Source organism: Mesorhizobium caraganae (assembly GCF_016836705.1).
In the GTDB taxonomy this organism is placed as follows: domain Bacteria; phylum Pseudomonadota; class Alphaproteobacteria; order Rhizobiales; family Rhizobiaceae; genus Mesorhizobium; species Mesorhizobium caraganae.
Map to the genome: position 1 here is coordinate 112,064 of NZ_JAFCGY010000002.1, position 23,868 is coordinate 135,931.

Below are 23,868 nucleotides of genomic sequence, written 5' to 3' on the forward strand. Positions count from 1 at the left end.
TAAAGGGAGGAATTGAAATGAAAAAACTGACTGCAACACTTCTGCTTGGCGCCGCTCTTTTCGGCGCCCAGACCGCCGCGCGCGCCGACGGGCTGAATATCGTCTTCACGCACCATTCTTCAGCATCGAACACCTTCTGGCAGGCGGTGAAGAAAGGCTTTGACGACGGCTGCGCCAAGGTCGAGGCCAGCTGCAACATGGTCTTCACTCAGACCGAGGGTTCGATCGAGCAGCAGGTCGCCAACATGCGCGCCGCCCTTGCCGCCAAGCCCGACGCGCTGCTGACCTCGATCGTCGACGACCATGCCTTCGATGACGTCATCAAGGAGGCGCGCGATGCCGGCGTGCTGGTGATCGCCGTCAATGTCGACGACACCGAAGGCGCCAAGGGCAATGCGCGCCAGGCCTTCGTCGGACAGGGCTTCAAGCCGGCGGGCTATTCGCTCGCCAAGGCGATTTCCGAGAGCTTCCCGAAGGATGGCCCGATCAAGGTGTTGGTCGGCATCTCGGCGCCCGGCCAGAACTGGTCCGAAAGCCGCGGCGCCGGCGTGATGCAGTTCCTCGAAGAGTACAAGGCTGCGCACGCCGACCGCGACGTGTCGTGGGAGCGCATCGACAGCGGTACCGACCTTGCCATCACCTCCGATCGTGTCGGCGCCTATCTCAATGCCCATCCTGATACCACCGCTTATTTCGACACCGGGTTCTGGTGCGCCGGCGTTGCCCGCGTGCTGGCCGATCGCGGCGTAGCGCCAGGCAAGGTCCTGCTTGGCGGCTTCGACCTGGTGCCCGAGGTGCTGCAACAGATGCAGAAGGGCTACGTGCAGGCGCTGGTCGACCAGCAGCCCTACATGCAGGGCTTCATGCCGGTGATGGAGGCCTATCTCAATAAGAAGATCGGCCTGGCGCCTTCCGACATCGACACCGGCCAGGGCATTGTGCGGCCCAACGAGGCCGACGCCATCATGGCGCTCTCCGCCCAGGGGATGCGCTGACAACGCAGCGCCAGTGAACGGCATTGCATCGGCGGCGCTGCGCGCCGCCGATGCGTCAACAGAGGTTCGAATTCCTGGAGCCTGACGTGAAGCGTCTGTTCAAGACCTATCTCGAAAAGCCGGAGCTGGCCGGTCTGATCCTGCTCTTGCTGCTGATCGTGGTGTTCCAGATCCGATCGCATGGTGTGTTCCTCAACCAGGACAATCTGCGCGGCATTCTCGGCATCCTGCCGGAGGCCGGCCTCGTTGCCATCGGCGTCACCATCCTGATGATCAGCGGCGAGTTCGACCTCTCCGTCGGCTCGGTGTTCGCGCTGATGCCGATGACGATGGCGGTGCTGATGCTGCATGGCGCCCCGTTCCCACTGGCGCTGCTCGCCGGACTGCTTGTCTCGGCTGCGATCGGCTTCATCAACGGCTACGTCACCATCCGCTTCGCCATACCGAGCTTTATCACCACGCTCGGCATGCTGTTCATGGCGCGCTCGCTTACCGTCGTCGTCTCGGGCGGCTTCCCGCCGCTGCTGCCTGCCGACCTGCCGAACTGGCTGTTCACCTCCTTCGTTGGGCCCGGCAACATGTTTCGCATGTCCTTCCTGTGGTTTGCCGGCATTGCGGTGCTGACATCGCTGATGCTTTCGCGCACGAATTTCGGCAACTGGATCAAGGCCACCGGCGGCTTTCCGCCGGCCGCCGCCGCGATGGGCATCCCGACCGCCAGGGTCAAGATCATCTGCTTCATGCTCTGTTCGATGCTCTCCGGCTTCGCCGGCATGCTACAAGTACTACGGCTGGGTTCGCCTTTGCCGTCGATCGGCGAGGGCATGGAACTGCAGGCGGTGGCGTCCGCCGTCATCGGCGGCGCTTCGCTCGCCGGCGGTATCGGCACCGTCATGGGCGGCATCATCGGCACGACGCTTATCCGCGTCATCGACAACGGCCTCGTGCTCAGCCATGTCGACGCCAATTGGTTCAAATTCGCCATCGGTTTCCTGACCATATTTGCCGTCGTCGCCAATGCCTGGATGCGCAAGCGCGCCAAGGCCATCAAGATGGAGGACTAAAGCGATGGCCGACGTGATCATCTCCGTGCACAACCTCCACAAATGGTATTCCGGCGTCCATGCGCTGAAGGGGGTGACGCTCGACTTCACCCGCGGCGAGGCTCTAGGGCTGGTCGGCGACAATGGCGCCGGCAAATCGACCCTCATCAACATCCTCTCCGGTGTCCACACGGCGGACCAGGGCGAGATCAAGGTCGAGGGCAGGACAGTCCGCATCGCCAAGCCGCGCGACGCGATGGATCTCGGCATCGAGACGATCTACCAGTACAATTCCATGGTGCCGACCATGTCGATCGCCAGGAACCTGTTCATCGGCCGCGAGCCGACCCGGTTTTCGGTCTTCGGCGTCGGCTTGCTCGACCAGAAGAAGATGGCCAGCGAAAGCATCCGCGCAATTGCCAATGTCGACCTTCACCTGCGCTCGCCGGATGCCCTTGTTGGCGAGCTTTCCGGCGGCCAGCGGCAGGGCGTCGCCATCGCGCGGGCGATGCATTTCAAGTCGAAGGTGATGATCCTCGACGAGCCGACCAACCATCTCTCCGTCAAGGAGACGAAGAAGGTGATCGGCTTTGTGCGCGGCCTGAAGGAACAGGGCATTACCGGCGTCTTCATCAGCCACAACATGCATCATGTCTTCGAATGCTGCGACCGCGTGGTGGCGATGGCGCGCGGCGAAATCGTGCTGGACAAGCGGATCGCGGAAACGTCGATCGATGAAGTCCACGGCGTTCTGTAAGAGGTGGCAATGAAGGTCCTTGCCGATCGTGTCGTGCTCCTGACCGGCGGCCTTGGCTCGCTCGGCCGGGCCCAGGCGGTGACGTTGGCGCGGGCCGGCGCGCGTGTGCTGGTGCTCGACCGCCCCGATAGCGAGGACGGGCCGGGGATTGCCTCGGCGCTGGCCGCTGAGGCGGGCGGCGACGTCGCCTTCATCGGCTGCGACCTCAACCGGCTTGCGGAGGCAGAAGCCGCGGTAAAGGCGCTGGCGGCGAAGGAAGGCGGGATCGATGTCCTGATCAACAACGCAGCCCTGATCATCAACAGGCCGTTCGAAGCGTTCTCGCTGACCGAGTATGAGGATCAGATCCGCGTCAATTCCTCGGCCGCCTTCGCGCTGGCGCGGGCCTGCGCGCCGGGGATGAAGGCGAAGGCCTACGGCAAGATCATCAACTTCTGCTCCATCACGCTCAATGGCCGCTGGGATGGCTACGTGCCCTATGTCGCCTCCAAGGGCGCGATGTTGGGCCTGACCAAATCACTGGCGCGGGAGCTTGGGCCGCACGGCGTCCGGGTCAACGCCGTATCCCCCGGCGCGGTGGTTTCGGAGGCCGAGGCGCGTGTGTTCGGCGACCGTCTGGCGCAATACAACGACTGGATCCTGGAGAACCAGGGTCTCAAGACGCGCATCGAGCCGCATCACGTCGCCGATCTCGTGCTGTTCCTGGCATCGCCCGCCTCGGACATGATCAGCGGCCAGAACATTGCCATCGACGGCGGCTGGTAAAGGGATGGCCGGCCTGCTGGAACTGCGCGACAGCCGCGCCCGTCTCGTCCTGGCGCCACAGAAGGGTGCGGCGATCGCGCGCTTCGACGCACTGGTCGGCGGCGCACCGGTGCCGCTGCTTAGGCCCGGCGATGGCACCGGCACGTCGGGCTGTCAGGTTCTGGTTCCCTGGTCGAACCGCATTTCAGGCGGCGGCTTCGAGTTCGACGGCCGTTTCCATTCCGTCGAGCCGAATGTGGCGGGAGAGGCCTTTCCGATCCATGGCGACGGTTTCCAGAGGGAGTGGCGGATTGCCGGCCACAGTGCCACCGAGGCGGAACTGGTCCTCGACGCAGGCGGGATCGGCCCCTATCGATACACGGCGCGGGTCGTCTATGCGCTGCATGACGGGGCCTTGGATGCCACGCTCAGCGTGGAGAACCGTGCCGGCATTCGCCTGCCTTACGGCCTCGGCTTTCATCCGTGGTTCCCGCGCAGCGCCGCAACGACGCTCGAGGCGAAGGCGGCGCGGGTCTGGCTGGAGGACAAGCGTCATTTGCCGACCGGCGTGGCACCCGTGGCCGATTACCCCGCGTGGAATTTCTCGCGCGCCTCCCTGCTGCCGCGAAGCTGGGTGAACAACGCCTTCGACGGCTGGGACCGCCGCGCCAGGATCACCCGGCCCGAGGACAGGATCGCCATCTCGCTCACGGCCTCATCGGCGCTCGACGTCTTCATCCTCTATTCGCCGTCGCAGGACGCCGATTTCTTCTGCTTCGAGCCGGTGTCGCATTCCGTCGATGCCCATCACGGTGAGGGGCTGACCCCGCTTGAGCACGGCGCGACGTTGAGTGCAAACATGCGGCTTGATTGGAGTCCCATCGCTTGGCGCTGATGTGAAACAGGCCCGCACAACCGTTCTCCGCCCCCTTGGCGACCGGTCGGGTGAAGGGCTCCTGAACCACAGCAGGGCCTCATGTACACACCCATTCGCGGATCTTGCATTTCTGTCCACTCCGTTCGCAGGCCTGCAGTGTCAGGTCTTCGGCCTGCCGGCGTGTTTGTGCCGTCTCCGCGCCCCAGCTGGTGGATTGTCCGCTCGTCTTCTCGCCCACCGCAAGCGCGCCGCAATGATTGTAGGGGAAGCCAGTGTTGTCGTCGTCGTCCCAGTGACGATGATTGCGAAACACGCTCACCACGGCGCAGCTATCGCCGCCGGCGTTCTGGCAATGCTTGAGGGCGATGTCCATCGCCTCCTGACGCTTGTCGGCACCCCAGAAGAAGCCGTGCTTCCCGTCAGGGTTCGAATAAGCGATCGCCGCCCAGATGCCTTTCTCTTCCTGGGCCGGCGGCTCGGGTACGTCCGCCGCGGGGGCGAGGTCCGCCGCAGCGAGCCGCCCGGCGCAGGCCAACAGCATGCCGATTGCCGCAATGGCGGAATTCACCCTCATTGTACGCCTCCTTGTTTTCCTGCTGCCGAGGCCACGGAAATGACGACGCAGCTGTTGCCGGTGGGCAAGAGCATCGCGTTGCCCCCTCCATTGGCCAGTTCATAGACGCTGATTTGTCCAAGATTGTTGGCAAGCTTGCTGCCTTTCGGAAGCAGGGCCGGAACGTCGGCGCAATTGGCCGCGAACGGCGCCACCCTGACCATCGTACCTTCGCAAACAGATGCGGTGGGTGCTGCGAACACCAGGCCCGCGGCCGGACCGCTGTAGCCCTGCGTGGCATAGTTCATGCCGACCAGGGCTTCCACGACGTGTTTGTCGGGGGCCTCGTTGTTCCAGATCGACTGAACGCTGTAGGTCGTGCCGGTCGTCAGCATCTGCCCAAGGGCCGGGAAAATGTTGGAACAAGACTGCAAACCCGCCTGTTTGGCGTGTTGCAGAAATGGCGTGTCAGCCAGTGCCGGATCGGGCTCGTTGGTCTCCGCGACCGCCGGCTGCGGCAATAAATTGCGGACCAGGTCGTAGCGCATGGCTGCGAAGCCGGCCGCGGCGACGACGGCAATGGCGAGCAACGAGAAGACAGTGGTCTTCGCCAGGTTTCGTTTCGGTCTGCTCCGGTCATCGATGCCGACCTGAACAGCATCCTTTCCCTGGTTGCGGGACATTATCCGGTCATGGATCGATTGCTGGTTCATCGCAATGCCTTCGTCAATTGATCGCCTCGACGGCCGCGGCCAAGCCCTTGAGGGTTGCGGTCACGTTGATCGTCCTGCCATCCGTCGTCGGAAAAGAGATGACGGATGCCGCGGCCTTCGAAATCTGTTCGCGCATGATCGGACCAACCGGCAGCATGCCGACGCAGACGGCTTGATTGCATCCGTCGAGTTGAATTTTTATCGGCTCCTTGCGCCCTTCGAATGTCAGCGAGACAGGACTGTCGCTCTTGGCGATCGGCGGGGTGCGCAAGATCATATAGGGGTTGCCTTCCTTGGTGGCGGCCAGCGACCAGCTGAACGCAACCTGTCCTGCCTGGTCCTCGATGATCTGGGTGACGTTGCAGACCTTTTGGCGGGCCTGCAGGTTCTCGTCGCAGATCAGCGTCCAGTTCTCGAACGGACGGGTGGTCCGTTGATATTCGCCAAGCTTCGCATCCGCAGGCACCGCGACGTCGGAAGGTTTTACCCTGTAGCCGGAAGGAACCGCTTCCTGCCCGACCGCGGACGAGCCGGACAGGAGCACAGACGTCATGGATATCGCGACAGCAAAGACTGCCTGCCTGATCATAGCCGGGCTCTAGTTCAGCGTAAGGCTGACGCCCGCGCCGACACCCCAGTGCCCGCCTGCTGTCGTGCCGGACAGGTTCGCTCGAACACGTCCCTCCTCGCTGGTGTAGCCCGCGCCGAAGGCCAGCGCCCCTTCACCGCGCCAATAGCCGCCGCCGGCCGCCACGCTCAGCTTGCCGGGTCGGTCGTCGTAGCGCAGCGAAGCGGCCGCCAGGCCGATCGCGGCAGCCTGGCGCGCCTCGCCCTTGACCTCGCCCATGTCCATGTTGAGCTGGCTGAGTTTGGAGTCCGCATACGCATTGGCCTGCTGCAGCGTGGTGGCCGCCACCTGGTTGGTGTAGGTCTTCGAATCCGCCAGGTTGAGCGACAGCCCGGTGTTGAACTGCTGCACGTTGACCGCATCAGTGTTGGCAACGCCCGCCCCGACATTGTGGATGACGACCGGCGTGTTGGGGTCGCCGCCGGCAAGCGTTATCGAGTTGGATTTGCTGCCGTCCCCGTTCTTGTCGTATTGGACCGCGAACTCATTAAGGTCACCGACGCTTCCCTGCACGGCTTCGACGGCCTGGTTGGTGGCGTAGAGCTGGCTGCCGTTGATGGCGTCGGTGGAGGTGCCGCTGATCCGGCCCGCCGCGACATTGGTGACGGTGCGCTCGTTGCCGACGGTGCCGACGCTCACCGTGCTCGTCGGAGCTGTCCCGGCGAAGGTGTAGTTGACGCCGTTGATCGTGGTGCCGGTGGTGGCGACCGCCGCCGCCGTCGTCGAGCCCGCGCCGAGCGCGACGCTGCCCGGCTCATTGGCCGTGGCGCCGGCGCCGAGCGCCACCGCCTGGGCCCCGTTGGTGGTCGAGTTGGTACCGAGCGCGATGCTGTCGGCCTGGTTGACGGTCGAATTCTGGCCGATCGCGATGCCGCCGGGCGCCGTCTGCTGCACGATGGCGCCGTTGCCGATGCCGATGCCGTTGTCGCCGTTGACGGTGGTGCGAGGACCGACCGCAACCGAATCGACGCCGACCGCAAGCGAATCCGCGGCTGTCGAATTGGCGTGGAAGTACAGGCTTCCCGTCACCGCGAACGAGCTCAGCGCGCCCTTCAGCTGGCGAAGCGTGACCGCGTCCTGGTCCGCGGTACCGTCGGCGACGTTGATGATCTGGCGGTAGGAGGTGGAGGTGCCGACCGAGACGGCGCCGAGCAGGCTCATGTCCGCGGTGTTGTAGGGAATGAGGCCGGTGCCGGAGAGGATCGATCCCGATACGGGCGCGACCGCCCGGTCTGAGATCGAGCCGGCGCCAAGCGCCACGCCGCCAAGGACGGTGGCCTGGGTGCCGCGGCCGAGCGCCAGCGCGTCGCCGGCGGAGGCGGTCGCCTGGTAGCCGAGGGCGGAGGAGCCGACCCCTTGAGCGAAGGCGTCGGTGATCGGCAGGGTGCTGTCGTTGGTGCGCACATAGCGGATGCCGTCGCCATTGGCGTCGGTGTAGGCCGTGGAGGTGTCGCCGGCAAAATTGTTGATCGTGTTGCCGAGAGTGGTGATGTCGGCGGTGTTGGCCGCGATATCGGCGGTGTTGGCGGCGATATCGGTGGTGTTCTGCGTCACCTGCTGATTGGTCGCAAACAGCTGCGACCCGTTGACCGCATCGGTCGAGGAGCCACTCAACTGCCCGGCCGCGACGTTCTGGATCTGGCGTTCGGCGCCTACAGAGCCGACCGAGAACGCGCCCGCCGGCGTCGTGCCAGCGAAAGTGTAGGCAACGCCGCCGATCGTCGTACCGCCAACCGCGGTCGTGGTGCCGGAGACCGAATTCAGGCCGATCGCCACGTCGCCGGCATTGTTGGCCACGGCATTCGGGCCGACCGCGACGGAATCCGTGCCCAGCGCCTGGGAGTCCGCCAGTGTCGAGTTGGCGTGGAAATACTTGATGCCGCCGCCGGTGCTGATGCTGTTGATCGTGTTGCCGAGAGTGGTGATGTCGGCGGTGTTGGCGGCGATATCGGTGGTGTTCTGCGTCACCTGCTGGTTGGTCGCGAACAGCTGCGAGCCATTGACCGCATCGGTCGATGAGTTGCTCAACCGTCCGGCCGCGACGTTCTGGATCTGGCGCTCCGCGCCGACCGAGCCGACCGAGAACGCACCGGCCGGTGTGGTTCCGGCGAAGGCATAGTTGACGCCGCCGATCGTCGTGCCACCAACCGCCGTCGTGGTGCCCGAGACCGAATTCAGGCCGATCGCGACGTCGCCGGCATTGTTGGCCACCGCATTCGGGCCGACCGCAACAGAATCCGTCCCCAGAGCCTGGGAATCCGCCAGCGTCGAATTGGCGTGGAAATATTTGATGCCGCCGCCGGTGCTGATGCCGTTGATCGTGTTGCCGAGATTGGTGATGTCGGCGGTGTTGGCGGCGATGTCCGTTGTGTTCTGCGTCACCTGCTGATTGGTCGCGAAAAGTTGCGAGCCGTTGATCGCGTCGGTCGATGAGTTGCTGAGCCGGCCGGCCGCGACATTGGTGATGGTCCGCTCCGCGCCGAGCGCGCCGACGCTGACGGTGCTCGTCGGCGTCGTGCCGGCGAAGCTGTAGGCCGTGGTCCCGATCGTCGTGCCGCTGGTGCCGACAGCCACGTCGGTCACCGAGCCCGAGCCCAGCGCGACATCGCCGGAGCTTGCCGCCGCGGTCGCGCCATTGCCCAGCGCGACGTTGCCGACGAAGCCGGCCGCACCCGCGGTGGAACCGTTGCCCAGCGCCACCGAGCCCTGCCCGATCGCCTTGTTGCTGTTGCCGATGGCGACGGCGCCGTTGGCCATATTGGCCGCGGTGGCGCTCGCCGTCCCATCGCTGTTGGCGATGTTATTGGCGCCGCCGGTAAAGGCGCCGGTGCCGCTCGCATAGCTAGGATCGCCGATGGCCACCGCGCCGTCGCCATAGGCTTCGTTGCCGTAGCCGATCGCCACCGCCTTGCCGCCATCGGTAATCGCGCCGGTGCCGATGGCGACGGAGTCGGCGGAGAGCGCAGCGGATTGTAGACCGACCGCGATGGCGTTGGTTGCGGTCGCCTGGCTGTCGCGTCCCATCGCAATGGCGTCGTCCTCGGATGCCGTCACGTCCGTGCCGATGCCGATGGCGTTGTCTCCACTGGCGCTCGTTGCAAAAGTGCTTGAGCCGACATAGACGGAACCTATCCCGGTCGCCCTCGTTCCGGCGCCCAGAGAGATGGAGTTCACGGCGCTGCTTTGGGCGCCGCGGCCGAGCGCTGTGCTGTTGAGTCCGGTGGCGCGGGAATCACGTCCGACGGCAGTGGAATTGTCGGCGCTGGCGACCGTGCCGATGCCGAGCGCCACCGACTGCGCGCCAGCCGAGCTGGCACTGACGCCGGCGGCGAGGGAATTGTCTCCCGCCGCACTCGCACCGGATCCATACGAGGAGGCGTTTGCGCCGCTGGCAACGGCCGTGTTGCCAACCGCCGTGCTGGCTGAGCCACTCGCCTTTGAGGTGGTGCCAATGGCGATGGCGCTTTGCGCACTCGCATTGGCGGACCTGCCGACCGCGGTGCTGTCTACACCACCCGCCGTGGCGCCCAGTCCAAGCGCACTTGCGTTCGCGGCGGTCGCCGCGGCGTTGTTGCCGACGGCAGTGGTGGAGACGTCGGTGGCTTGGGCTCCCGAACCTGCGGCGACGGATCCGATCCCGCTCGATACGGCTCCATTGCCCAAGGCCAACGCGAAATTGGCCGAAGCATTGGCGGTGGGACCGAATGCCGCTGCGCTTGTCGCCGTTGCCCGTGCGGCGGTCCCGACCGCGGCGGCGGAGCTGCCGGACGCCGTGCTTGCACGGCCGATTGCCGTGGTGTCGGTCTGGGACGCGGTCACGTCCACACCGATAGCGATCGCGCTCTGAGCGAGAGCGCCCGTGCCGGCAGCGGAGCGTGCGCCCAGATAGATGGAATTCACGCCGCTGGCGATGGATCCGGTGCCAATGGCGGCGGCGTTGGTCTGGCTGGCTTGAGCGTTGTGGCCGATCGACGCGGTATTACTGACGGTGACGCCAATACCGGCATTGGTTCCGATCGCGACGTTGTCGTTGCCCGTGACCAGGCTGCCCGCGGAAGCGGAGAGCGTCGCGTCATAGGCGACGGTGCCATCGCCGGTGCCAAGGGCAACGTTGCGCGCGCCAGTAACACCGGAACCGGCGCCTCGCGTCACGCTGGGGATGCCACCTCCTATTGCGGTATTCTGTCCGCCGCTGACGAACTGGCCCGCCGCAATGCCCACCGCAACCGAATTGGCGTTGGCGGTGGTGGATCCGGCGCCGGCGGCCAGACCGACCGCCACCGTGCTGCTGCCAACGGCCGCCGCTTGCGCACCGAGTGCAAGCGAACTGTTACCGGCGGCCTGGGCGGCCGGGCCGAGTGCGGCCGCATTTACGTTTGATGCCGCCGCACCCTGGCCGAGGGCGATGGAGGAAACGCCGCTGGCACTGGACTGCCGGCCGATGGCGGTGGAGGAATCGCCGCTGGCGACAGACCCCCAGCCTGCGGCCGTGGAATAGTTGCCGCTGGCTTCGGAACTGGTGCCGAGGGCAGTGGAGTTCCCTCCCGAAGCAACAGAGAAAGTGCCCAAGGCGTTGGCGCCGGCTCCTGTGGCACTGGCCTGGACGCCGAGCGCTACTGAATTGACGCCGCTTGATACCGTACCTTGCCCCAGCGCCATCGCGCCGCCTGTGCCCGTGGCTTTGGCGTTCAGGCCAAGAGCCACCGAGTATTGCGCCGACGCAACGGATGCACGTCCTATCCCGATGGCGTCGGCCTGGGATGCCGTCACATCCGTGCCGATCCCGATCGCGCTCTGAGCCAGCGCTCCCGTTCCTGCGGCGGTGCGCGAGCCAAGATAGATGGAGTTGATCTGGGAGGCGAGCGACTGAAAGCCGATCGCGACGGCGTTCTGGGCGCCGGCGTTGGCATTGGTGCCCTCGGCAATGGAATCGGCTCCGTTTTGCACGGCCCCGGATCCAAACGCGATACCGCGCACGCCGTTTGCCGTGCCGCCGCCGCCGAAAACCTGTGCCGATGCCGGGGTGGCGATGCCGCCCAATGCGATCGCACCCAGCGCCGCTGCCAGGATCCGTCCATTGCCGAGCGCACCAAGCCCCAGAGCTTTGCGGCGCATCCCGAGCACGCGGCACGCGTTGCGTAGCACCGCCATCAGGCGGCGGCGAACCGAGCGGCTGTCGGTCGCGCCCGCGATCCAGCTTCCGACAAAGCTTGAAGAAAGTTCGATCCTTGCCCGCCCCTTGACGTATCCGGTCATGCTACTTTTCCCTCGCAATTGCCGAGGCGCCCTGATGTGCCGCATCATTCGCCTCGACGACCAAAAAATCCTTGAAATTACCCGTCGTCTCTCGCAGCGAGAGACCTATCTTCGCACCTTGTTTTTCAATCAGCTGGCAGGCGCTCGCGACCCATGGCTGCGTCGGCTCAGGAACCGTATGCAAGGCGGCTTCGGTCCGCTCCGGCGACAGGTTTATCGCCACCAGCGCGCGGCAGAGATCGAAATGAAATCCTGGATCGCCTTCGCCACAGGCCGGAGAGGTCAGTCCAAGCACGAAACAGGCCAGAAGATGGTCGAGTTCCGCACCGCTGATCCGGCTGGCATATTGGCGCTGCAGCGCGGCCCATGCCGCTTCGGCCTTGGGTGCGAAGACGTCGATTTCCGCGAATTGAATGTCCATGGGACAATCCGACATGCCGCATCATCTGGTTGCCCCCGCCCCAAATGACTTTCCATCGCGACCATGGGCACGTTCGCGGTGTATGTATTTTGTAAAAGTCCGGAATCTTTGTAGGAAAATCCGGTCTTTGAGCGCTGAGCGGCAGGTGTGGCCGCTCTGCCACGCAACTTTTGGCTGCGGAGACGCGCCCGCGGCAAATATCACCGCTGCAGTTTCACCTGCCTGGGGGTTCTGCTGCGGTATTTCGACATGGTGACGGTCAGGTGGCTCTGATCTGAAAAGCCGCTCAGATGCGCGACTTCGGCTATCGACAGATCGCTCTCGATGAGAAGTTTTTCGGCGAAATCGAGACGCAACAGCAGCAGGTATTTGTGCGGCGGCTCGCCAAAGGTTTTCGTGAATGCCTGGATGAAATGGCTCGGCGAAAGGCCGGAAAGTGTGGCTAACTCGGCCACCGCGATCTTGCTGGAAAAATTTACGTCCAGGAATTCCCGCACCCGCCGGGCGCTGCGGTTCGACAGACCGCCCTTTGGGCCTTGTGGCAACTTTCCCGCTCCTGCGTAGTTCCGAAGCATATGGACGCCGAACATGGTGACCAGCGAGTCGACATAGAACTCGTTTGGAGTTTCCCGATGCGTCAGTTCCATCTTAAGCAACTGCGCGAGTTGCAGCGCCTGGAAATCGACGGTCCCGAACGGCGGCGGTTGAAGCTCGGCGCGGCCGGTGCCGAATTCACGCGTAGCCAGTTCGAAGAGACTCTCGGGGGTGAGCGCCACGATTACACTCTCCGTGGTGGATGACCGGGTCACCTTGCCGCCGAGATCGGCTGGGACGATCACGATCATCCCGACGTCGCCGTCGTATTCGTGGACTTTGTCGCTGCCCAGCGATGCCGCTATCCCGGGTGAGGGCGCAAACAAAACCGAACAGAAATGTTCCCCCGCTTTGAATGTGTGTGATCCCGGCCCATGAACGACATGAGCCGCTCCGCCTCGAAAGGTGACCAGGCACCGCCCCGCGCTTTCCGGAATTCCATCGAAGATGCGCCGATCCGCGCGCCGCCGGTCTGTCCCGGCGCTTTCCAGGACGTTGCCTCTGTGTTGCATCGTCGTCTTGCCTCAGCCCTGCGCCGATCGATCGAATCCTGTGTTGTATGGAGACGCCCAGAATTCACGCTTATTCCTGGGTGTTCTTTCGAACCTTAGAGGCGTTGCTTCATATTGAAAAGCAGATTTTCAGGAGAAATCAAAACTTTGGCAGGGGTTTTGCCTATAAATGTGCCTATTCTGCTTGTTTAGCACGAACTAATCTGACGATTTGCCGATCTTATCTTACCATTTTGTGCCTAGTTATTGTGCATCGCGAGCGCCGCTTCACAATCCAGCGTTGCATACAGAACATAAATCGCGCGGCTATCGCCGAACCTGCTCTGCCAATGCCGCCACTATCAAGGACACGCTTCCCCGCATGGTTGCCCTTCTCCGACCAGCGCTTTCGAGATTCCGAGCTACCCGATCGGTGACCGTGCAGTGACCCCGATACAGAATTACCCGGTCACGCGGGGCTGCTAAAGATCGCCTCGACGTTTCTCGTACAGATCCCAAGACAGCTCAACCATGGCGAGAAGAACATCCTCCCGGCTCCACCCGGCGGCAACCGCGGCTTCGACAATTCCGCGGACGAGCGGCAGCAATTGGCGCTCGCATTCGGCCGACAGGTTGAGCTCGGCGCTGTCGGCAGGCGGACTATCGAAATGAAATCCCACCATTGGCGTTCCCCCGCCATCAATGAACTAATGAAACGTATATATCTGCAATTCTATTCCCGCCTAATATACATGCATCGGAGACGAAATACAGGCGCGTCTGAATTGACGGTGCACGGGCGTGTCGATTGCGCCGGCTCCATAGCTCGTCTGGAAGTCTTCCTTGGGGTCCTGCTGCCGGCAGTGCATGTCTTGGATGCGGACCCCAGCCATTCGCGTAAAGCTATCGGAATCCTGGCGAAGTTTGCCGCATGGAACGGCAAACCTGCCGCTCCACCAGCATCGGGAGAACGTTGATCAGTTCACCGGGCCGAGCAGGACAGAACCGTCCGGCACGCCGCCGTCGATCGGAATGGCTGTGCGGTTTGCGCTCGCCACCATCGGCTGGCCGATATCGGACGTCACGATGACCGGGCTCTTCGAGGGCACGCGGTCGTAGAGGTCGATGATGTCCTGGTTTATCAGGCGCACGCAGCCTGACGAGACGGATTTGCCGATCGAGTTCCATTCCGGCGAGCCGTGCAAGCGATAGAGCGTGTCGACATTGTCGTGGAACAGATAGAGCGCGCGGGCGCCGAGCGGGTTCTTGAGGCCGCCGGGCATGCCGCCATTCTTGGCGCTGTATTGCTCCAGTTCCGGTTGCCGGGCGACCATCTCATCCGGCGGCGTCCATTTCGGCCATTTCTGCTTCCATTGAACGACGGCGTCTCCCGACCATTCGAAGCCGGCGCGGCCGAGGCCGACGCCGTAACGGATCGCCTGGCCGCCCTCGCGTACCAGATAGAGGAAATGGTTGGTCGTATCGACGATGATGGTGCCGGGCCTCTGGCCGGTCGGATCGGGAACGATCTGGCGCAGGAACTGCGGGTCCATCTTCTTGATCGGAATGGCTGGGAGCTCGAAGCCGCTGTCCGAAATCGGGCCGTACATCGTCGCGTAGTCGCCGAGCGGCGGATCGACATAGGTCGGCGGCGGCTCGACCGGCGCTGGTTCCGGCCCGGTGGTGGTGCAGGCGGAGACCGCAATCGAGGCGGCGCCGAGGGCTGCGGCATTCAGAAAGCCGCGACGGCTCAGGCGATAGGGGTCGATTTCGGTCTTCAACATGGTTGCCTTTTTTAAGTCTCAAGTCGCAAGAAAGCGTGAATGCTTCCAGGCGGCGCAGTGTTAGTCTCCCCCAATGCCTGGCGCGATAGGCGGTTCCGATTCTGGCCTGAGGGTGGACAAACAAAGGCGAAGCTGTGACCGTCATGCCACTGTTGCTTTGAGGCAACAGAGCCCTTGAGCAGTTCATCGTTTCACAGAAACGCCGACTATTCTGCGTCTTTCCTTCTGCGCAATTTTCCAAGGGAAAGCGCTGCGCGCTTTTCCCGGGAAAACCGTTTCACACTTTTCCTGGAATTGCTCTAGCCGCCTGTCAACAATCCTTCCAGCGACGGCAGGATCAGCGCCGGCGGGAAGTCCCTGTATTCCTCGGGCTGGTTGGCCCGGTTGATCCACACGGTGCGAAAACCGAATTTGGTCGCGCCGGCAATATCCCAGCGGTTGGAGGACTGGAACGAGACCGCGCCGGGATAGAGACGCCAGCCCGTCGCCACCATGTCGTAGGTCGACGGGTCGGTCTTGAAGCGCCTGACGGCGTCGACGGAAAAGATGTCGTCCAGCACCTGGTCGAGGGCCGCCGACTTGACCGCTGCTTCCAGCATCTCGGGCGAGCCGTTGGAGAGGATTGCCAGCTTGGCGCCGGACGCTTTGAGCGCCTTGAGCACGGCCGGCACTTCCGGATAGCAGTCGAGCCGCCAATAAGCTTCGAGCAGCTTGGCCTTCAGCCCCTTGTCTGCCGAAGGGACCTTGCGCAAGGCAAAGTCGAGCGCCTGTTCGGTGAGCTGCCAGAAATCGGCATAACCGCCCATCAGCGTGCGCACCCAGGAATATTCCAGCTGCTTGGCGCGCCAGATTTCCGACAGAAGCTGGCCGTCCGGCCCGATCTCGCCGTCGTGACGGCGCACGGCGGCGTGCACGTCGAACAACGTGCCATAGGCGTCGAAAACGTAAGCCGCGTAATGCATGACGACAGTTTTGAGGGCAGGCGGGGCAAGGTGCAAGCACCGATTGCAGACTTGATGGCTTTCTGGGCTCGCTGGCCTCAACAAAATCCGCTCCATGCCGGTTGACGGCGCCCGCCAAAGCATCTTCCAATGATACCAGACAGGCAGCATCGAAGCGGAACCGAACAATGACACTGGCGACTGCGGCGCAATCGGCGACATGGACCTTCGTCGACGGCGACTGGTACGAAGGCAATGTCGCCATCCTTGGGCCGCGCAGCCATGCCATGTGGCTTGCCACCAGCGTCTTCGACGGCGCCCGCTGGTTCGAAGGCGTCGCCCCCGACCTCGAACTGCATGCCGCCAGGGTAAATGCTTCCGCGATCGCGCTAGGTCTCAAACCGTCGATGAGCGTCGACAAGATCGTCGGCCTGACCTGGGACGGGCTGAAGAAGTTCGACGGCAAGACGGCGGTCTATATCAGGCCGATGTACTGGGCCGAGCATGGCGGCTATATGGGCGTGCCGGCCGATCCGGCATCGACCCGCTTCTGCCTTTGCCTCTACGAATCGCCGATGATCTCGCCGGCCGGCTTTTCGATCACCGTGTCGCCGTTCCGGCGGCCGACGATCGAAACCATGCCGACCAATGCCAAGGCAGGCTGCCTCTACCCCAACAATGGCCGCGCCATTCTCGAAGCCAAGATGCGCGGCTTCGACAATGCACTTGTGCTCGACATGCTGGGCAATGTCGCCGAGACCGGAACCTCCAACATCTTCCTGGTCAAGGACAGCCATGTGCTGACGCCGGCGCCGAACGGCACTTTCCTGTCCGGCATCACCCGCTCGCGCACCATGACGCTGCTTGGCGACTATGGCTTCAAGACCACCGAAAAGATGCTGTCGGTGCGCGACTTTCTCGAGGCCGACGAGATCTTTTCGACCGGAAACCATTCCAAGGTCGTGCCGATCACCCGCATCGAGGACCGCAATCTCCAGCCCGGGCCGGTGGCCAAGAAGGCGCGCGAGCTCTATTGGGAATGGGCGCATTCGACGCCTGCCGGCTGAGCCGCCGCCGCTTCGTTTGCTGGGCGCTCTTTTTTGACGCAGCATCCAGTCGGCAAAACCGTGTGACACTTTTCCGGAACCCGCTTAGAAAGGAACCGGCGCTTCATTCCGGAGTTGTTCCAGAACAATCCAGCCCTATCTTAATCCGGTATCCGCACCGGATTTTTCCATGAGGAGTATGACCGATGGCTTTTGAATTGCCCGCCTTGCCCTATGACTACGAGGCCCTCCAGCCCTACATGTCGAAAGAGACGCTGGAGTATCACCACGACAAGCACCACAAGGCCTATGTCGACAACGGCAACAAGCTGGCCGCTGAAGCCGGTCTTGGCGACCTGTCGGTCGAAGAGGTGGTCAAGCAGTCGTTCGGCAAGAATGCCGGCCTCTTCAACAACGCCGCCCAGCACTACAACCACATTCATTTCTGGAAGTGGATGAAGAAGGGCGGCGGCGGCAACAAGCTTCCCGGCGCCCTGCAGAAGGCGGTCGACGCCGACCTCGGCGGCTACGACAAGTTCAAGGCCGACTTCATCGCCGCCGGCACCACGCAGTTCGGTTCGGGCTGGGCCTGGGTCTCGGTCAAGGACGGCAAGCTGGCGATCTCCAAGACGCCGAATGGCGAGAACCCGCTCGTCCACGGCGCCTCGCCGATCCTCGGCGTCGATGTCTGGGAACACTCCTATTACATCGACTACCGCAACGCGCGGCCGAAATATCTCGAAGCCTTCGTCGACAGCCTGATCAACTGGGACCATGTCCTCGAAATGTACGAAAAGGCGAAAGCCTGATCGATCCAGAAAGCCCCGGCATCCCCCGGGGCTTTTCTTTTTTCAGATCGAAACGGAGGCACACTGCAAAGCGGCAGTTTCCGTGCGGCGAGCAGGGAATAATCTCAGCCCGCCATCCGTTAACGTCAGGTCGCGACCCCTCATCATCCTGGAGCCAATTGAATGAGAAAGCTCGTCATCGCCATCTCTATGCTCAGCCTCGCCGCCTCGGCCGCCTTTGCCGACCCGATCCTCGACCGACAGGGACTGATGAAGGAGCGCGGAAAACTCGTCGGCGGCCTGTCGAAAATCGCCAAGGGGGAAGCAGACTTCGATGCCGCCGCCGTGTTGACGGCGCTGCAGGCGCTGCAGGTCAATGCCGAGAAGGTCGATGTCGATGCGCTGTTCCCGGCCGGCAGCGACAGCGGTGACACCACCGCTTCGCCGAAAATCTGGCAAGACATGGCGGGCTTCAAGACCACGAACGAGAAATACGTCGCCGACGTCAAGGCCGCTGTCGCCGCCGCACCTGCCGATGTCGATGCGCTCAAGGCGCAGATCGGCACCCTCGGCAACGATTGCGGCACCTGCCACCAGAGCTATCGGGTGAAGAAGGGCTGATCCCGGGCAATGGCCCTGTTGAAAAAACTCATCGGCGCCGCGCTTGTCCTGGGCGTCGCCGGCGCCGGCGCCTGCTGGTTGTTGTCGGCGCCAGTGAAACTCGACACTGATACCCTGGCACAGCTTGGCCCCGGCAACGCCGCCAGGGGCAAACGCATTTTCTATGCCGGCGGCTGCACCTCCTGTCACGCCAAGCCGGGCTCGCAAGGCGAGGCCCGTCTCCAACTCGTCGGTGGCCTTGAACTCAAGACGCCGTTCGGCACCTTCGTGCCGCCCAACATCTCGCAGGATCCCAAGGACGGCATCGGCGCCTGGACGGTCGAGGACCTCGCCAATGCCATGCTGAAAGGCGTGTCGCCTTCCGGCGAGCATTTCTATCCGGCCTTTCCCTACGCGTCCTACGCCCGCATGAAGCCGGCTGACATTGCCGATCTCTATGCCTTCCTGAAGACGCTGCCGGCGGTCGCCGGCAAGGCGCCGGACAACTCGCTCAGTTTCCCCTTCAACATCCGTCGCGGTCTCGGCCTGTGGAAGCGGCTCTACCTCAGCAACCAGCCGGTGATCGCCTTGGCCGACGGCACGCCTGACCCAGTGTTGGCCGGCCGCTATCTGGTCGAGGGACCCGGCCATTGCGGCGAATGCCACACGCCGCGCGAGCTCAGCGGCGGCACCAGGAAAAGCCAGTGGCTGGCGGGTGCCACCGCCGCCGAAGGCAGCGGCATTGTGCCGAACATCACCTCGGGCGAGGGCGGCATCGGCGACTGGTCGGAAGCCGACATCGCCAATTATCTCGAAACCGGTTTTACGCCCGATTTCGATTCGGTCGGCGGCGCCATGGTCGACGTCCAGCGCAACATGGCCCGGCTGACGCCGGAAGATCGCACGGCAATAGCCGCCTATCTCAAGGCAGTGCCGCCGCATCCCAATGGCTATCCGGCGCGAAGCAAGCCGGCTAAGTGATCCCGACTAAAGGTGGCGGTCACCGAGGAAGTCGAAGCCCGTTTCGAAGAAGTGACTGTAATTGCAGGTCAGTTCCTCGCCGGGCGCGATGTCGCGCAAGGCATAGGTCTCCTCGGGCGAAGAAACATCGCAATTCGGTTCGTCGTCATGGTTCATGTAGCGGGCATCGTCGGCTTCGAAGACGATGTAGTTCGGATCGCGGCGGTCGGGATAGGAATAGCGGTCGAGGTAGCTCTTCACCGGCCCGCTCTCGCCCTCATAGGTTTCAACGTCGATCAGCCGGTCAAAGCGCGGGTCGAGCTTCCAGACCAGCGTGCCCTTGGCAATGTGGGTCTTTGCGAAAACACCGATGCCCTGGATCGGCGATTTCTCGAGATAAGTGTCGACGAGCAACATAGTGGCCCCTTTGCGTATGTCATTGTCTGGAAGGTGGCGCGCATTGGGTAGCGCGCAGCCATTACAATTGCGAGTGAAAATGAGCAGCGCGGAATTCAAAAAGTGATGATCGGCACGCCTCGACGGGGCGCGCCTTTCGCTCCGACATCAGCGCTGCTGCAAGGCCAGACGAACGCCCAACGCACAGTAGATACCGCCGACCACCTTGCCTTGCCATTTCACCACTGATGGATTGCGGCGCAGGAACGTACCGAGCTTCCCCGCGCTTACGGCAAAGACGACTGTGCTGAAAAGGCCGAGCAGAACAAAGATTATGCCCAACGTCATCAGCTGGAGCATTACCGATCCGTTTTCAGGCCGCACGAACTGAGGCAGGAAGGCGAGGAAGAAAAGCGCGGTCTTTGGATTGAGCACCTCGGTCAGGACAGCCTGTCGAAACGCCTTGCCGGCGGAGATCGCCAGCACGCCGGCAGTAGGGTTGGCCGGTGTTCTCTCGATGATCGCGCGAATGCCGAGGTAAACCAGATACGCCGCGCCAATGTATTTTACGATGCTGAACAGCGTTGCCGACGTGGCGATGATCGCCGAAATGCCGACCATCGCCATGACGGTATGGAACACATCGCCAGCCGCGACGCCGGCGCCCGTCGCGATGCCAACCCTGGTCCCGGAACTCGTCGCTCGCGCCACCGTCAAAAGTGTGGCTGGGCCTGGAATGAACACAAAGCCAAGCACAACCGCCACGTAGGCCATCAAGGTGGATAGATCGATCATGACGCCTCCTTTGCTATCTCGGCCTTGCCCATCACCTCAGGTTCGAGCTTGCTCGTAACCTTCAGCGCAAAGGAATAGGTATAGGCGATCTCCTCCAGCCTGGAAAACCGGCCCGACGCGCCGGCATGGCCGGAATCCATGTTGATCTTGAACAGCACCGGATTGGTCCCGCTCTTGCGCTCGCGCAGCCGCGCCACCCACTTGGCCGGTTCCCAATAGGTGACGCGCGGATCGGTGAGGCCGGCCAGCGCCAGGATCGGCGGGTAGTCGTGATCCGCGACATTGTCATAGGGCGAGTAGGCGGCGATGATCCGATAGTCCTCCGCTGATGCGATCGGATTGCCCCATTCCGGCCATTCCGGCGGCGTCAGCGGCAAGCTTGCGTCGAGCATGGTGGTCATTACGTCGACAAAAGGAACCTCGGCAACGATGGCGCCGAAACTGTGCGGCGCCATGTTGGCGATCGCGCCCATCAGCATGCCGCCGGCCGAGCCGCCTTGCGCGACGATGCGATCATGTTGTGTGTAACGCTCGGCGACGAGGTGCTGCGCGACGGCGATGAAATCGGTGAACGTGTTCATCTTGTGCGCCCGCTTGCCGTTATCATACCAGCCATAGCCCTTGTCCTTGCCGCCGCGGACATGGGCGATGGCAAAGACAAAGCCGCGGTCGACCAGCGAGAACCAGTTGGTGTTGAAGGCCGCCGGAATGGCGATGCCGTAGGAGCCGTAGCCGTAGAGCAGGCAAGGTGCCGAGCCATCGAGCGGCGTGTCGCGATGATGCAGCAGCGAGACCGGCACCAACTCGCCATCGGCGGCGGGCGCCATCAGCCGGCGCGTGACATAGTGGTCCGGATCGTGGCCGGACGGCACTTCCTGGGTCTTCAGCAGCACGCGCTCGCGGCTGCGCATGTTGTAGTCGAAGACCTGCGCCGGCGTCGTCATCGACGAATAGGTAAAGCGCATGATCTCGGTGTCATACTCATAGGACCCCGACAGGCCGAGCGAGAAGGCTTCCTCGTCGAACGAGATCAGGTGCTCCTCGCCGTTGCGGCGGTCGCGCACGACGATGCGCGGCAGGCCTTCCTTGCGCTCGAGCCTGACCATATGGTCCTTGAAGCCGACCACCGACAGGATCAGCCGGCCCGGTTCGTGCGCCACCAGCTCTTCCCAGTTGGCGCGCACCGGGTCATCAGCCGGCGCCGTCATGATCTTGAAGTCCTTGGCGCCGTCGGCATTGGTGAGGATGAAGAAGATGTCGCCGCCTTCCTCCAGATCATATTGCAGGCCGATCTCGCGCACCGCCACCAGCTTGGGTTCGGCGAACGGCTCATCGGCGCGCATCAGGCGGTATTCCGAGGTTTCGTGATCGTTGATGCCGATCATGATCCATTCGTTGGAGCGTGTGCCGCCGACATCCATGAAGAAGCCGGGATCGTTTTCCTCATAGATTAGCCGGTCATTTTGAGGGCTGTCGCCGAGCGCATGAAACAGCACCTTGGACGGGCGATGATTGTCGTCGAGCCTGGTGTAGAAGAAACCGTCATCGGCGGCATTCCAGGTGCCACCACCACTGGTGGCGTCTATCTGGTCAGGCAATTCCTTGCCGCTGGTGAGGTCGCGCACGCGCAGCGTGAAGAATTCGGAGCCCTTGTCGTCGAACGCCCACAAGAGCTTGCGGTGATCGGCCGAATGGTCGACGCCCCCGAGGCGGAAATACGGCTTGCCCTCGGCTTCCGCGTCGCCGTCGAGGAGGATCTGCTCATCGCCGCCATCGCGCGGCATGCGGAAATAGCGTGGTTGTTCGCCGCCAAGCTTGAAGGATGAGCCATAGGCATAGGGGCCATCCTTCATCGGCACCGTCGAATCGTCTTCCTTGATGCGCCCCTTCATCTCGCCGAACAGTTGCTTCTGAAGCTCTGCGGTATCGGCCATCAGCACTGTCTGATAGGCGTTCTCGGCTTCGAGATGGGCGCGAATGCGGCCGTCGAGCAGGGAAGGATCCCTGAACATCGCCTGCCAGTTATCCGCCCTCAGCCAGGCATAATCGTCGGTGCGGGTGAAGCCGTGATGCGTGTCGAAGACTGGGTGTTTCTCAGGGCTCGGCGGGCGAGCGGTCGGAAAGGCTGGGGTCTTGGTCATTGCGTCTCACTGAAGAAGTTACTTGAACGGCAAATGAACACGCCGATCAGCGCGGGTTCAAGGGCAGGCAGGCATTGGTGGGGCTGGCTCGGGAAGATGAGCCGCAGAAGATGTACAGGAGGAGAGGATGACGAATTTCTATCTCAGCACCGCTGCGGCTCTCGCCGTCGCTTCGACCGTTCTGGCTTTCACCGGCCAGTCTCATGCAACCGCGTTCGCCGCTTGGCAAGTGGCTGGCGTGCCGTTCGGCGACACGCTCAACATTCGCAAATATCCGTCCAACGCATCCCAGAAGCAGGCGGCCTATCCCAACGGGACCATCCTGCAGATGACCGGCAAGTGCACCGGGGGGCTGAACCTTCTGGAGATCGCCGGCAAGCCGGACTGGAAACAGAAACAGGCAATTCGCTACCAATGGTGTCAAGTTTGGCACGACCCGGCGCAAAATGGTGGTTTCGTTACTGGCTGGGGTCTACGGAAAATACCTCGTTCCCTATTGAATCCGGTTCTAAGCAGGTCTTCCTTCGGCGGGTTTCGCAAACACCTTGCAACTTCTGATTTTGTACGAATCCAGAAATTCAGCTATTCGAGCCTGCAAAGCATAGGCTAAGCATCGCTATCCATTTTATGAGTCCTTGCTGATTTAGTGATGCATGACCTTACGTCATGCCAGTCCTGGTCCGACCAGAAAATATCGCGAAGTTACAGAGTGCACGAAAGATTGAAGCTGAAGAGCGACTATTCGATGAATATCATTGAATATAGCGCAAGATGCGAATTGACTTACTTGGTCCGCAGGCTCATTAAGATGCCCGGACGCGAATCCATGAAGCTCTTCCCGCGTGAAATTCGCGCCATGCCCGATCTCTCAAAAAGGGCGCAAACAGAAACATCTTTCGTTGGGGCCTGAACACCATGGATATCGTCGAAACACCTTCCAGAAATAGCGATGCGCTGATCGAGTTGACCGCCGATGTGGTCGCCGCCTACGTCAGCAACAATCCCGTGCCAGTCGGCGAACTGCCGAATCTTATCGCCGATGTCCATGCCGCTCTCGGGCGCGTGGGCGGAACGAGCGAACAACCTCCGGCCGACAAGCAGAAGCCTGCGGTAAACCCGAAGCGCTCTGTCCATGACGACTACATTGTCTGCCTTGAAGATGGCAAGAAGTTCAAGTCACTGAAGCGTCATTTGATGACGCACTACGGTCTGACGCCCGATGAATACCGCGAGAAGTGGAATCTGGACGCCAGCTACCCGATGGTTGCCCCCAATTATGCCGCTGCCCGTTCGCAGCTGGCCAAGAAGATGGGCCTCGGTCGCAAGCGCAAGGGCCGGTAACACC

Annotated in this window: 23 protein-coding genes; 11 read left to right on the forward strand and 12 right to left on the reverse strand. The window is 62.7% G+C overall.

The annotated features are described in order from the left end of the window. Nucleotides 1-17: 17 nt before the first annotated feature. The 5 genes from JQK88_RS08095 (at nucleotide 18) to JQK88_RS08115 (ending at nucleotide 4,434) form a co-directional block, all read left to right on the forward strand. Nucleotides 18-995: a sugar ABC transporter substrate-binding protein gene (locus JQK88_RS08095; protein WP_203278020.1), complete on the forward strand. Its 978-nt coding sequence runs from the start codon at nucleotides 18-20 to the stop codon at nucleotides 993-995. Between the two features lie 86 nt (nucleotides 996-1,081). Next, nucleotides 1,082-2,059, forward strand: a complete 978-nt coding sequence (locus tag JQK88_RS08100) for an ABC transporter permease (RefSeq protein WP_192256546.1) — start codon at nucleotides 1,082-1,084, stop codon at nucleotides 2,057-2,059. A 4-nt stretch (nucleotides 2,060-2,063) separates the two neighbouring features. Continuing rightward, the gene (locus JQK88_RS08105; RefSeq protein WP_192256548.1) at nucleotides 2,064-2,795 is read left to right on the forward strand and encodes an ATP-binding cassette domain-containing protein; all 732 of its coding nucleotides are present in this window, start codon (nucleotides 2,064-2,066) and stop codon (nucleotides 2,793-2,795) included. A gap of 9 nt (nucleotides 2,796-2,804) precedes the next feature. Then, nucleotides 2,805-3,560 (forward strand): SDR family oxidoreductase, encoded by a 756-nt coding sequence (locus JQK88_RS08110; protein ID WP_192256550.1) that lies wholly within the window; start codon nucleotides 2,805-2,807, stop codon nucleotides 3,558-3,560. Between the two features lie 4 nt (nucleotides 3,561-3,564). Next, nucleotides 3,565-4,434 carry an aldose 1-epimerase gene (locus JQK88_RS08115; protein WP_192256552.1) on the forward strand — a complete coding sequence of 290 codons (870 nt, stop codon included), beginning with the start codon at nucleotides 3,565-3,567 and terminating at the stop codon, nucleotides 4,432-4,434. A 79-nt stretch (nucleotides 4,435-4,513) separates the two neighbouring features. Here the strand turns inward: JQK88_RS08115 and JQK88_RS08120 are convergent, their stop codons facing one another. The 9 genes from JQK88_RS08120 to JQK88_RS08160 form a co-directional block, all read right to left on the reverse strand. Further along, nucleotides 4,514-4,990, reverse strand: coding sequence for a DUF4189 domain-containing protein (locus tag JQK88_RS08120; RefSeq protein ID WP_192256554.1), 477 nt, complete (start codon nucleotides 4,988-4,990; stop codon nucleotides 4,514-4,516). Then, nucleotides 4,987-5,682, reverse strand: a complete 696-nt coding sequence (locus JQK88_RS08125; protein ID WP_192256556.1) for a hypothetical protein — start codon at nucleotides 5,680-5,682, stop codon at nucleotides 4,987-4,989. Before JQK88_RS08125 ends, JQK88_RS08120 begins: the two co-directional genes overlap by 4 nt. Before the next feature lie 13 nt (nucleotides 5,683-5,695). Continuing rightward, on the reverse strand, nucleotides 5,696-6,271 hold the full coding sequence (locus JQK88_RS08130) for an invasion associated locus B family protein (RefSeq protein WP_192256558.1): 576 nt from the start codon (nucleotides 6,269-6,271) through the stop codon (nucleotides 5,696-5,698). 9 nt (nucleotides 6,272-6,280) lie between these two features. Next, nucleotides 6,281-11,461 (reverse strand): YadA-like family protein, encoded by a 5,181-nt coding sequence (locus tag JQK88_RS08135; protein WP_446669873.1) that lies wholly within the window; start codon nucleotides 11,459-11,461, stop codon nucleotides 6,281-6,283. Nucleotides 11,462-11,567: 106 nt separating this feature from the next. Beyond that, entirely contained in the window at nucleotides 11,568-11,987 is a 420-nt protein-coding gene (locus tag JQK88_RS08140) for a hypothetical protein (RefSeq protein ID WP_203278022.1), read from the reverse strand. Nucleotides 11,988-12,187: 200 nt separating this feature from the next. After that, entirely contained in the window at nucleotides 12,188-13,093 is a 906-nt protein-coding gene (locus JQK88_RS08145) for a helix-turn-helix transcriptional regulator (RefSeq protein WP_203278023.1), read from the reverse strand. 461 nt (nucleotides 13,094-13,554) lie between these two features. Continuing rightward, nucleotides 13,555-13,755: a hypothetical protein gene (locus JQK88_RS08150; protein ID WP_192256566.1), complete on the reverse strand. Its 201-nt coding sequence runs from the start codon at nucleotides 13,753-13,755 to the stop codon at nucleotides 13,555-13,557. A gap of 294 nt (nucleotides 13,756-14,049) precedes the next feature. Continuing rightward, nucleotides 14,050-14,856 carry a L,D-transpeptidase gene (locus JQK88_RS08155; RefSeq protein WP_192256568.1) on the reverse strand — a complete coding sequence of 269 codons (807 nt, stop codon included), beginning with the start codon at nucleotides 14,854-14,856 and terminating at the stop codon, nucleotides 14,050-14,052. 299 nt (nucleotides 14,857-15,155) lie between these two features. Then, on the reverse strand, nucleotides 15,156-15,818 hold the full coding sequence (locus JQK88_RS08160) for a haloacid dehalogenase type II (protein WP_112564279.1): 663 nt from the start codon (nucleotides 15,816-15,818) through the stop codon (nucleotides 15,156-15,158). 167 nt (nucleotides 15,819-15,985) lie between these two features. Here JQK88_RS08160 and JQK88_RS08165 point away from each other — a divergent pair, with 167 nt between their 5' ends. From JQK88_RS08165 to JQK88_RS08180, 4 genes are all read left to right on the forward strand, one after another. After that, nucleotides 15,986-16,864: a branched-chain amino acid aminotransferase gene (locus JQK88_RS08165; RefSeq protein ID WP_112564120.1), complete on the forward strand. Its 879-nt coding sequence runs from the start codon at nucleotides 15,986-15,988 to the stop codon at nucleotides 16,862-16,864. A 185-nt stretch (nucleotides 16,865-17,049) separates the two neighbouring features. Further along, nucleotides 17,050-17,652, forward strand: coding sequence for a superoxide dismutase (locus JQK88_RS08170; RefSeq protein ID WP_142866647.1), 603 nt, complete (start codon nucleotides 17,050-17,052; stop codon nucleotides 17,650-17,652). Between the two features lie 162 nt (nucleotides 17,653-17,814). Then, on the forward strand, nucleotides 17,815-18,252 hold the full coding sequence (locus JQK88_RS08175; RefSeq protein ID WP_203278024.1) for a c-type cytochrome: 438 nt from the start codon (nucleotides 17,815-17,817) through the stop codon (nucleotides 18,250-18,252). Nucleotides 18,253-18,261: 9 nt separating this feature from the next. Further along, nucleotides 18,262-19,212, forward strand: coding sequence for a cytochrome c (locus JQK88_RS08180; protein WP_192256572.1), 951 nt, complete (start codon nucleotides 18,262-18,264; stop codon nucleotides 19,210-19,212). Nucleotides 19,213-19,218: 6 nt separating this feature from the next. Here the strand turns inward: JQK88_RS08180 and JQK88_RS08185 are convergent, their stop codons facing one another. From JQK88_RS08185 to JQK88_RS08195, 3 genes are all read right to left on the reverse strand, one after another. Beyond that, complete coding sequence (locus JQK88_RS08185) at nucleotides 19,219-19,608, reverse strand: SET domain-containing protein (RefSeq protein ID WP_112564128.1); 390 nt, start codon at nucleotides 19,606-19,608, stop codon at nucleotides 19,219-19,221. A gap of 147 nt (nucleotides 19,609-19,755) precedes the next feature. After that, nucleotides 19,756-20,382, reverse strand: a complete 627-nt coding sequence (locus JQK88_RS08190; protein ID WP_192256574.1) for a LysE family translocator — start codon at nucleotides 20,380-20,382, stop codon at nucleotides 19,756-19,758. Then, on the reverse strand, nucleotides 20,379-22,523 hold the full coding sequence (locus tag JQK88_RS08195; RefSeq protein ID WP_192256576.1) for a S9 family peptidase: 2,145 nt from the start codon (nucleotides 22,521-22,523) through the stop codon (nucleotides 20,379-20,381). The genes JQK88_RS08190 and JQK88_RS08195 overlap by 4 nt, the downstream gene beginning before the upstream one ends. Before the next feature lie 127 nt (nucleotides 22,524-22,650). On the opposite strand from JQK88_RS08195, the gene JQK88_RS08200 reads away from it, so the two are divergent. Together JQK88_RS08200 and JQK88_RS08205 are read left to right on the forward strand one after the other, a co-directional pair. Beyond that, nucleotides 22,651-23,133: an SH3 domain-containing protein gene (locus tag JQK88_RS08200; protein ID WP_312037249.1), complete on the forward strand. Its 483-nt coding sequence runs from the start codon at nucleotides 22,651-22,653 to the stop codon at nucleotides 23,131-23,133. A 305-nt stretch (nucleotides 23,134-23,438) separates the two neighbouring features. Further along, the gene (locus tag JQK88_RS08205) at nucleotides 23,439-23,864 is read left to right on the forward strand and encodes a Ros/MucR family transcriptional regulator (protein ID WP_181058877.1); all 426 of its coding nucleotides are present in this window, start codon (nucleotides 23,439-23,441) and stop codon (nucleotides 23,862-23,864) included. The last annotated feature ends 4 nt before the right edge of the window (nucleotides 23,865-23,868 follow it).

Bases quoted from the DNA above. Each gene is read 5' to 3' on its own strand.
- JQK88_RS08205 (WP_181058877.1), top strand. From the start codon at position 23,439: ATGGATATCGTCGAAACACCTTCCAGAAATAGCGATGCGCTGATCGAG.
- JQK88_RS08165 (WP_112564120.1), top strand. From the start codon at position 15,986: ATGACACTGGCGACTGCGGCGCAATCGGCGACATGGACCTTCGTCGAC.
- JQK88_RS08160 (WP_112564279.1), bottom strand. From the start codon at position 15,818: ATGCATTACGCGGCTTACGTTTTCGACGCCTATGGCACGTTGTTCGAC.
- JQK88_RS08115 (WP_192256552.1), top strand. From the start codon at position 3,565: ATGGCCGGCCTGCTGGAACTGCGCGACAGCCGCGCCCGTCTCGTCCTG.
- JQK88_RS08180 (WP_192256572.1), top strand. From the start codon at position 18,262: ATGGCCCTGTTGAAAAAACTCATCGGCGCCGCGCTTGTCCTGGGCGTC.
- JQK88_RS08130 (WP_192256558.1), bottom strand. From the start codon at position 6,271: ATGATCAGGCAGGCAGTCTTTGCTGTCGCGATATCCATGACGTCTGTG.
- JQK88_RS08200 (WP_312037249.1), top strand. From the start codon at position 22,651: ATGACGAATTTCTATCTCAGCACCGCTGCGGCTCTCGCCGTCGCTTCG.
- JQK88_RS08150 (WP_192256566.1), bottom strand. From the start codon at position 13,755: ATGGTGGGATTTCATTTCGATAGTCCGCCTGCCGACAGCGCCGAGCTC.
- JQK88_RS08145 (WP_203278023.1), bottom strand. From the start codon at position 13,093: ATGCAACACAGAGGCAACGTCCTGGAAAGCGCCGGGACAGACCGGCGG.
- JQK88_RS08125 (WP_192256556.1), bottom strand. From the start codon at position 5,682: ATGAACCAGCAATCGATCCATGACCGGATAATGTCCCGCAACCAGGGA.
- JQK88_RS08190 (WP_192256574.1), bottom strand. From the start codon at position 20,382: ATGATCGATCTATCCACCTTGATGGCCTACGTGGCGGTTGTGCTTGGC.
- JQK88_RS08185 (WP_112564128.1), bottom strand. From the start codon at position 19,608: ATGTTGCTCGTCGACACTTATCTCGAGAAATCGCCGATCCAGGGCATC.
- JQK88_RS08155 (WP_192256568.1), bottom strand. From the start codon at position 14,856: ATGTTGAAGACCGAAATCGACCCCTATCGCCTGAGCCGTCGCGGCTTT.
- JQK88_RS08120 (WP_192256554.1), bottom strand. From the start codon at position 4,990: ATGAGGGTGAATTCCGCCATTGCGGCAATCGGCATGCTGTTGGCCTGC.
- JQK88_RS08140 (WP_203278022.1), bottom strand. From the start codon at position 11,987: ATGGACATTCAATTCGCGGAAATCGACGTCTTCGCACCCAAGGCCGAA.
- JQK88_RS08175 (WP_203278024.1), top strand. From the start codon at position 17,815: ATGAGAAAGCTCGTCATCGCCATCTCTATGCTCAGCCTCGCCGCCTCG.
- JQK88_RS08195 (WP_192256576.1), bottom strand. From the start codon at position 22,523: ATGACCAAGACCCCAGCCTTTCCGACCGCTCGCCCGCCGAGCCCTGAG.
- JQK88_RS08135 (WP_446669873.1), bottom strand. From the start codon at position 11,461: ATGGCGGTGCTACGCAACGCGTGCCGCGTGCTCGGGATGCGCCGCAAA.
- JQK88_RS08110 (WP_192256550.1), top strand. From the start codon at position 2,805: ATGAAGGTCCTTGCCGATCGTGTCGTGCTCCTGACCGGCGGCCTTGGC.
- JQK88_RS08170 (WP_142866647.1), top strand. From the start codon at position 17,050: ATGGCTTTTGAATTGCCCGCCTTGCCCTATGACTACGAGGCCCTCCAG.
- JQK88_RS08095 (WP_203278020.1), top strand. From the start codon at position 18: ATGAAAAAACTGACTGCAACACTTCTGCTTGGCGCCGCTCTTTTCGGC.
- JQK88_RS08105 (WP_192256548.1), top strand. From the start codon at position 2,064: ATGGCCGACGTGATCATCTCCGTGCACAACCTCCACAAATGGTATTCC.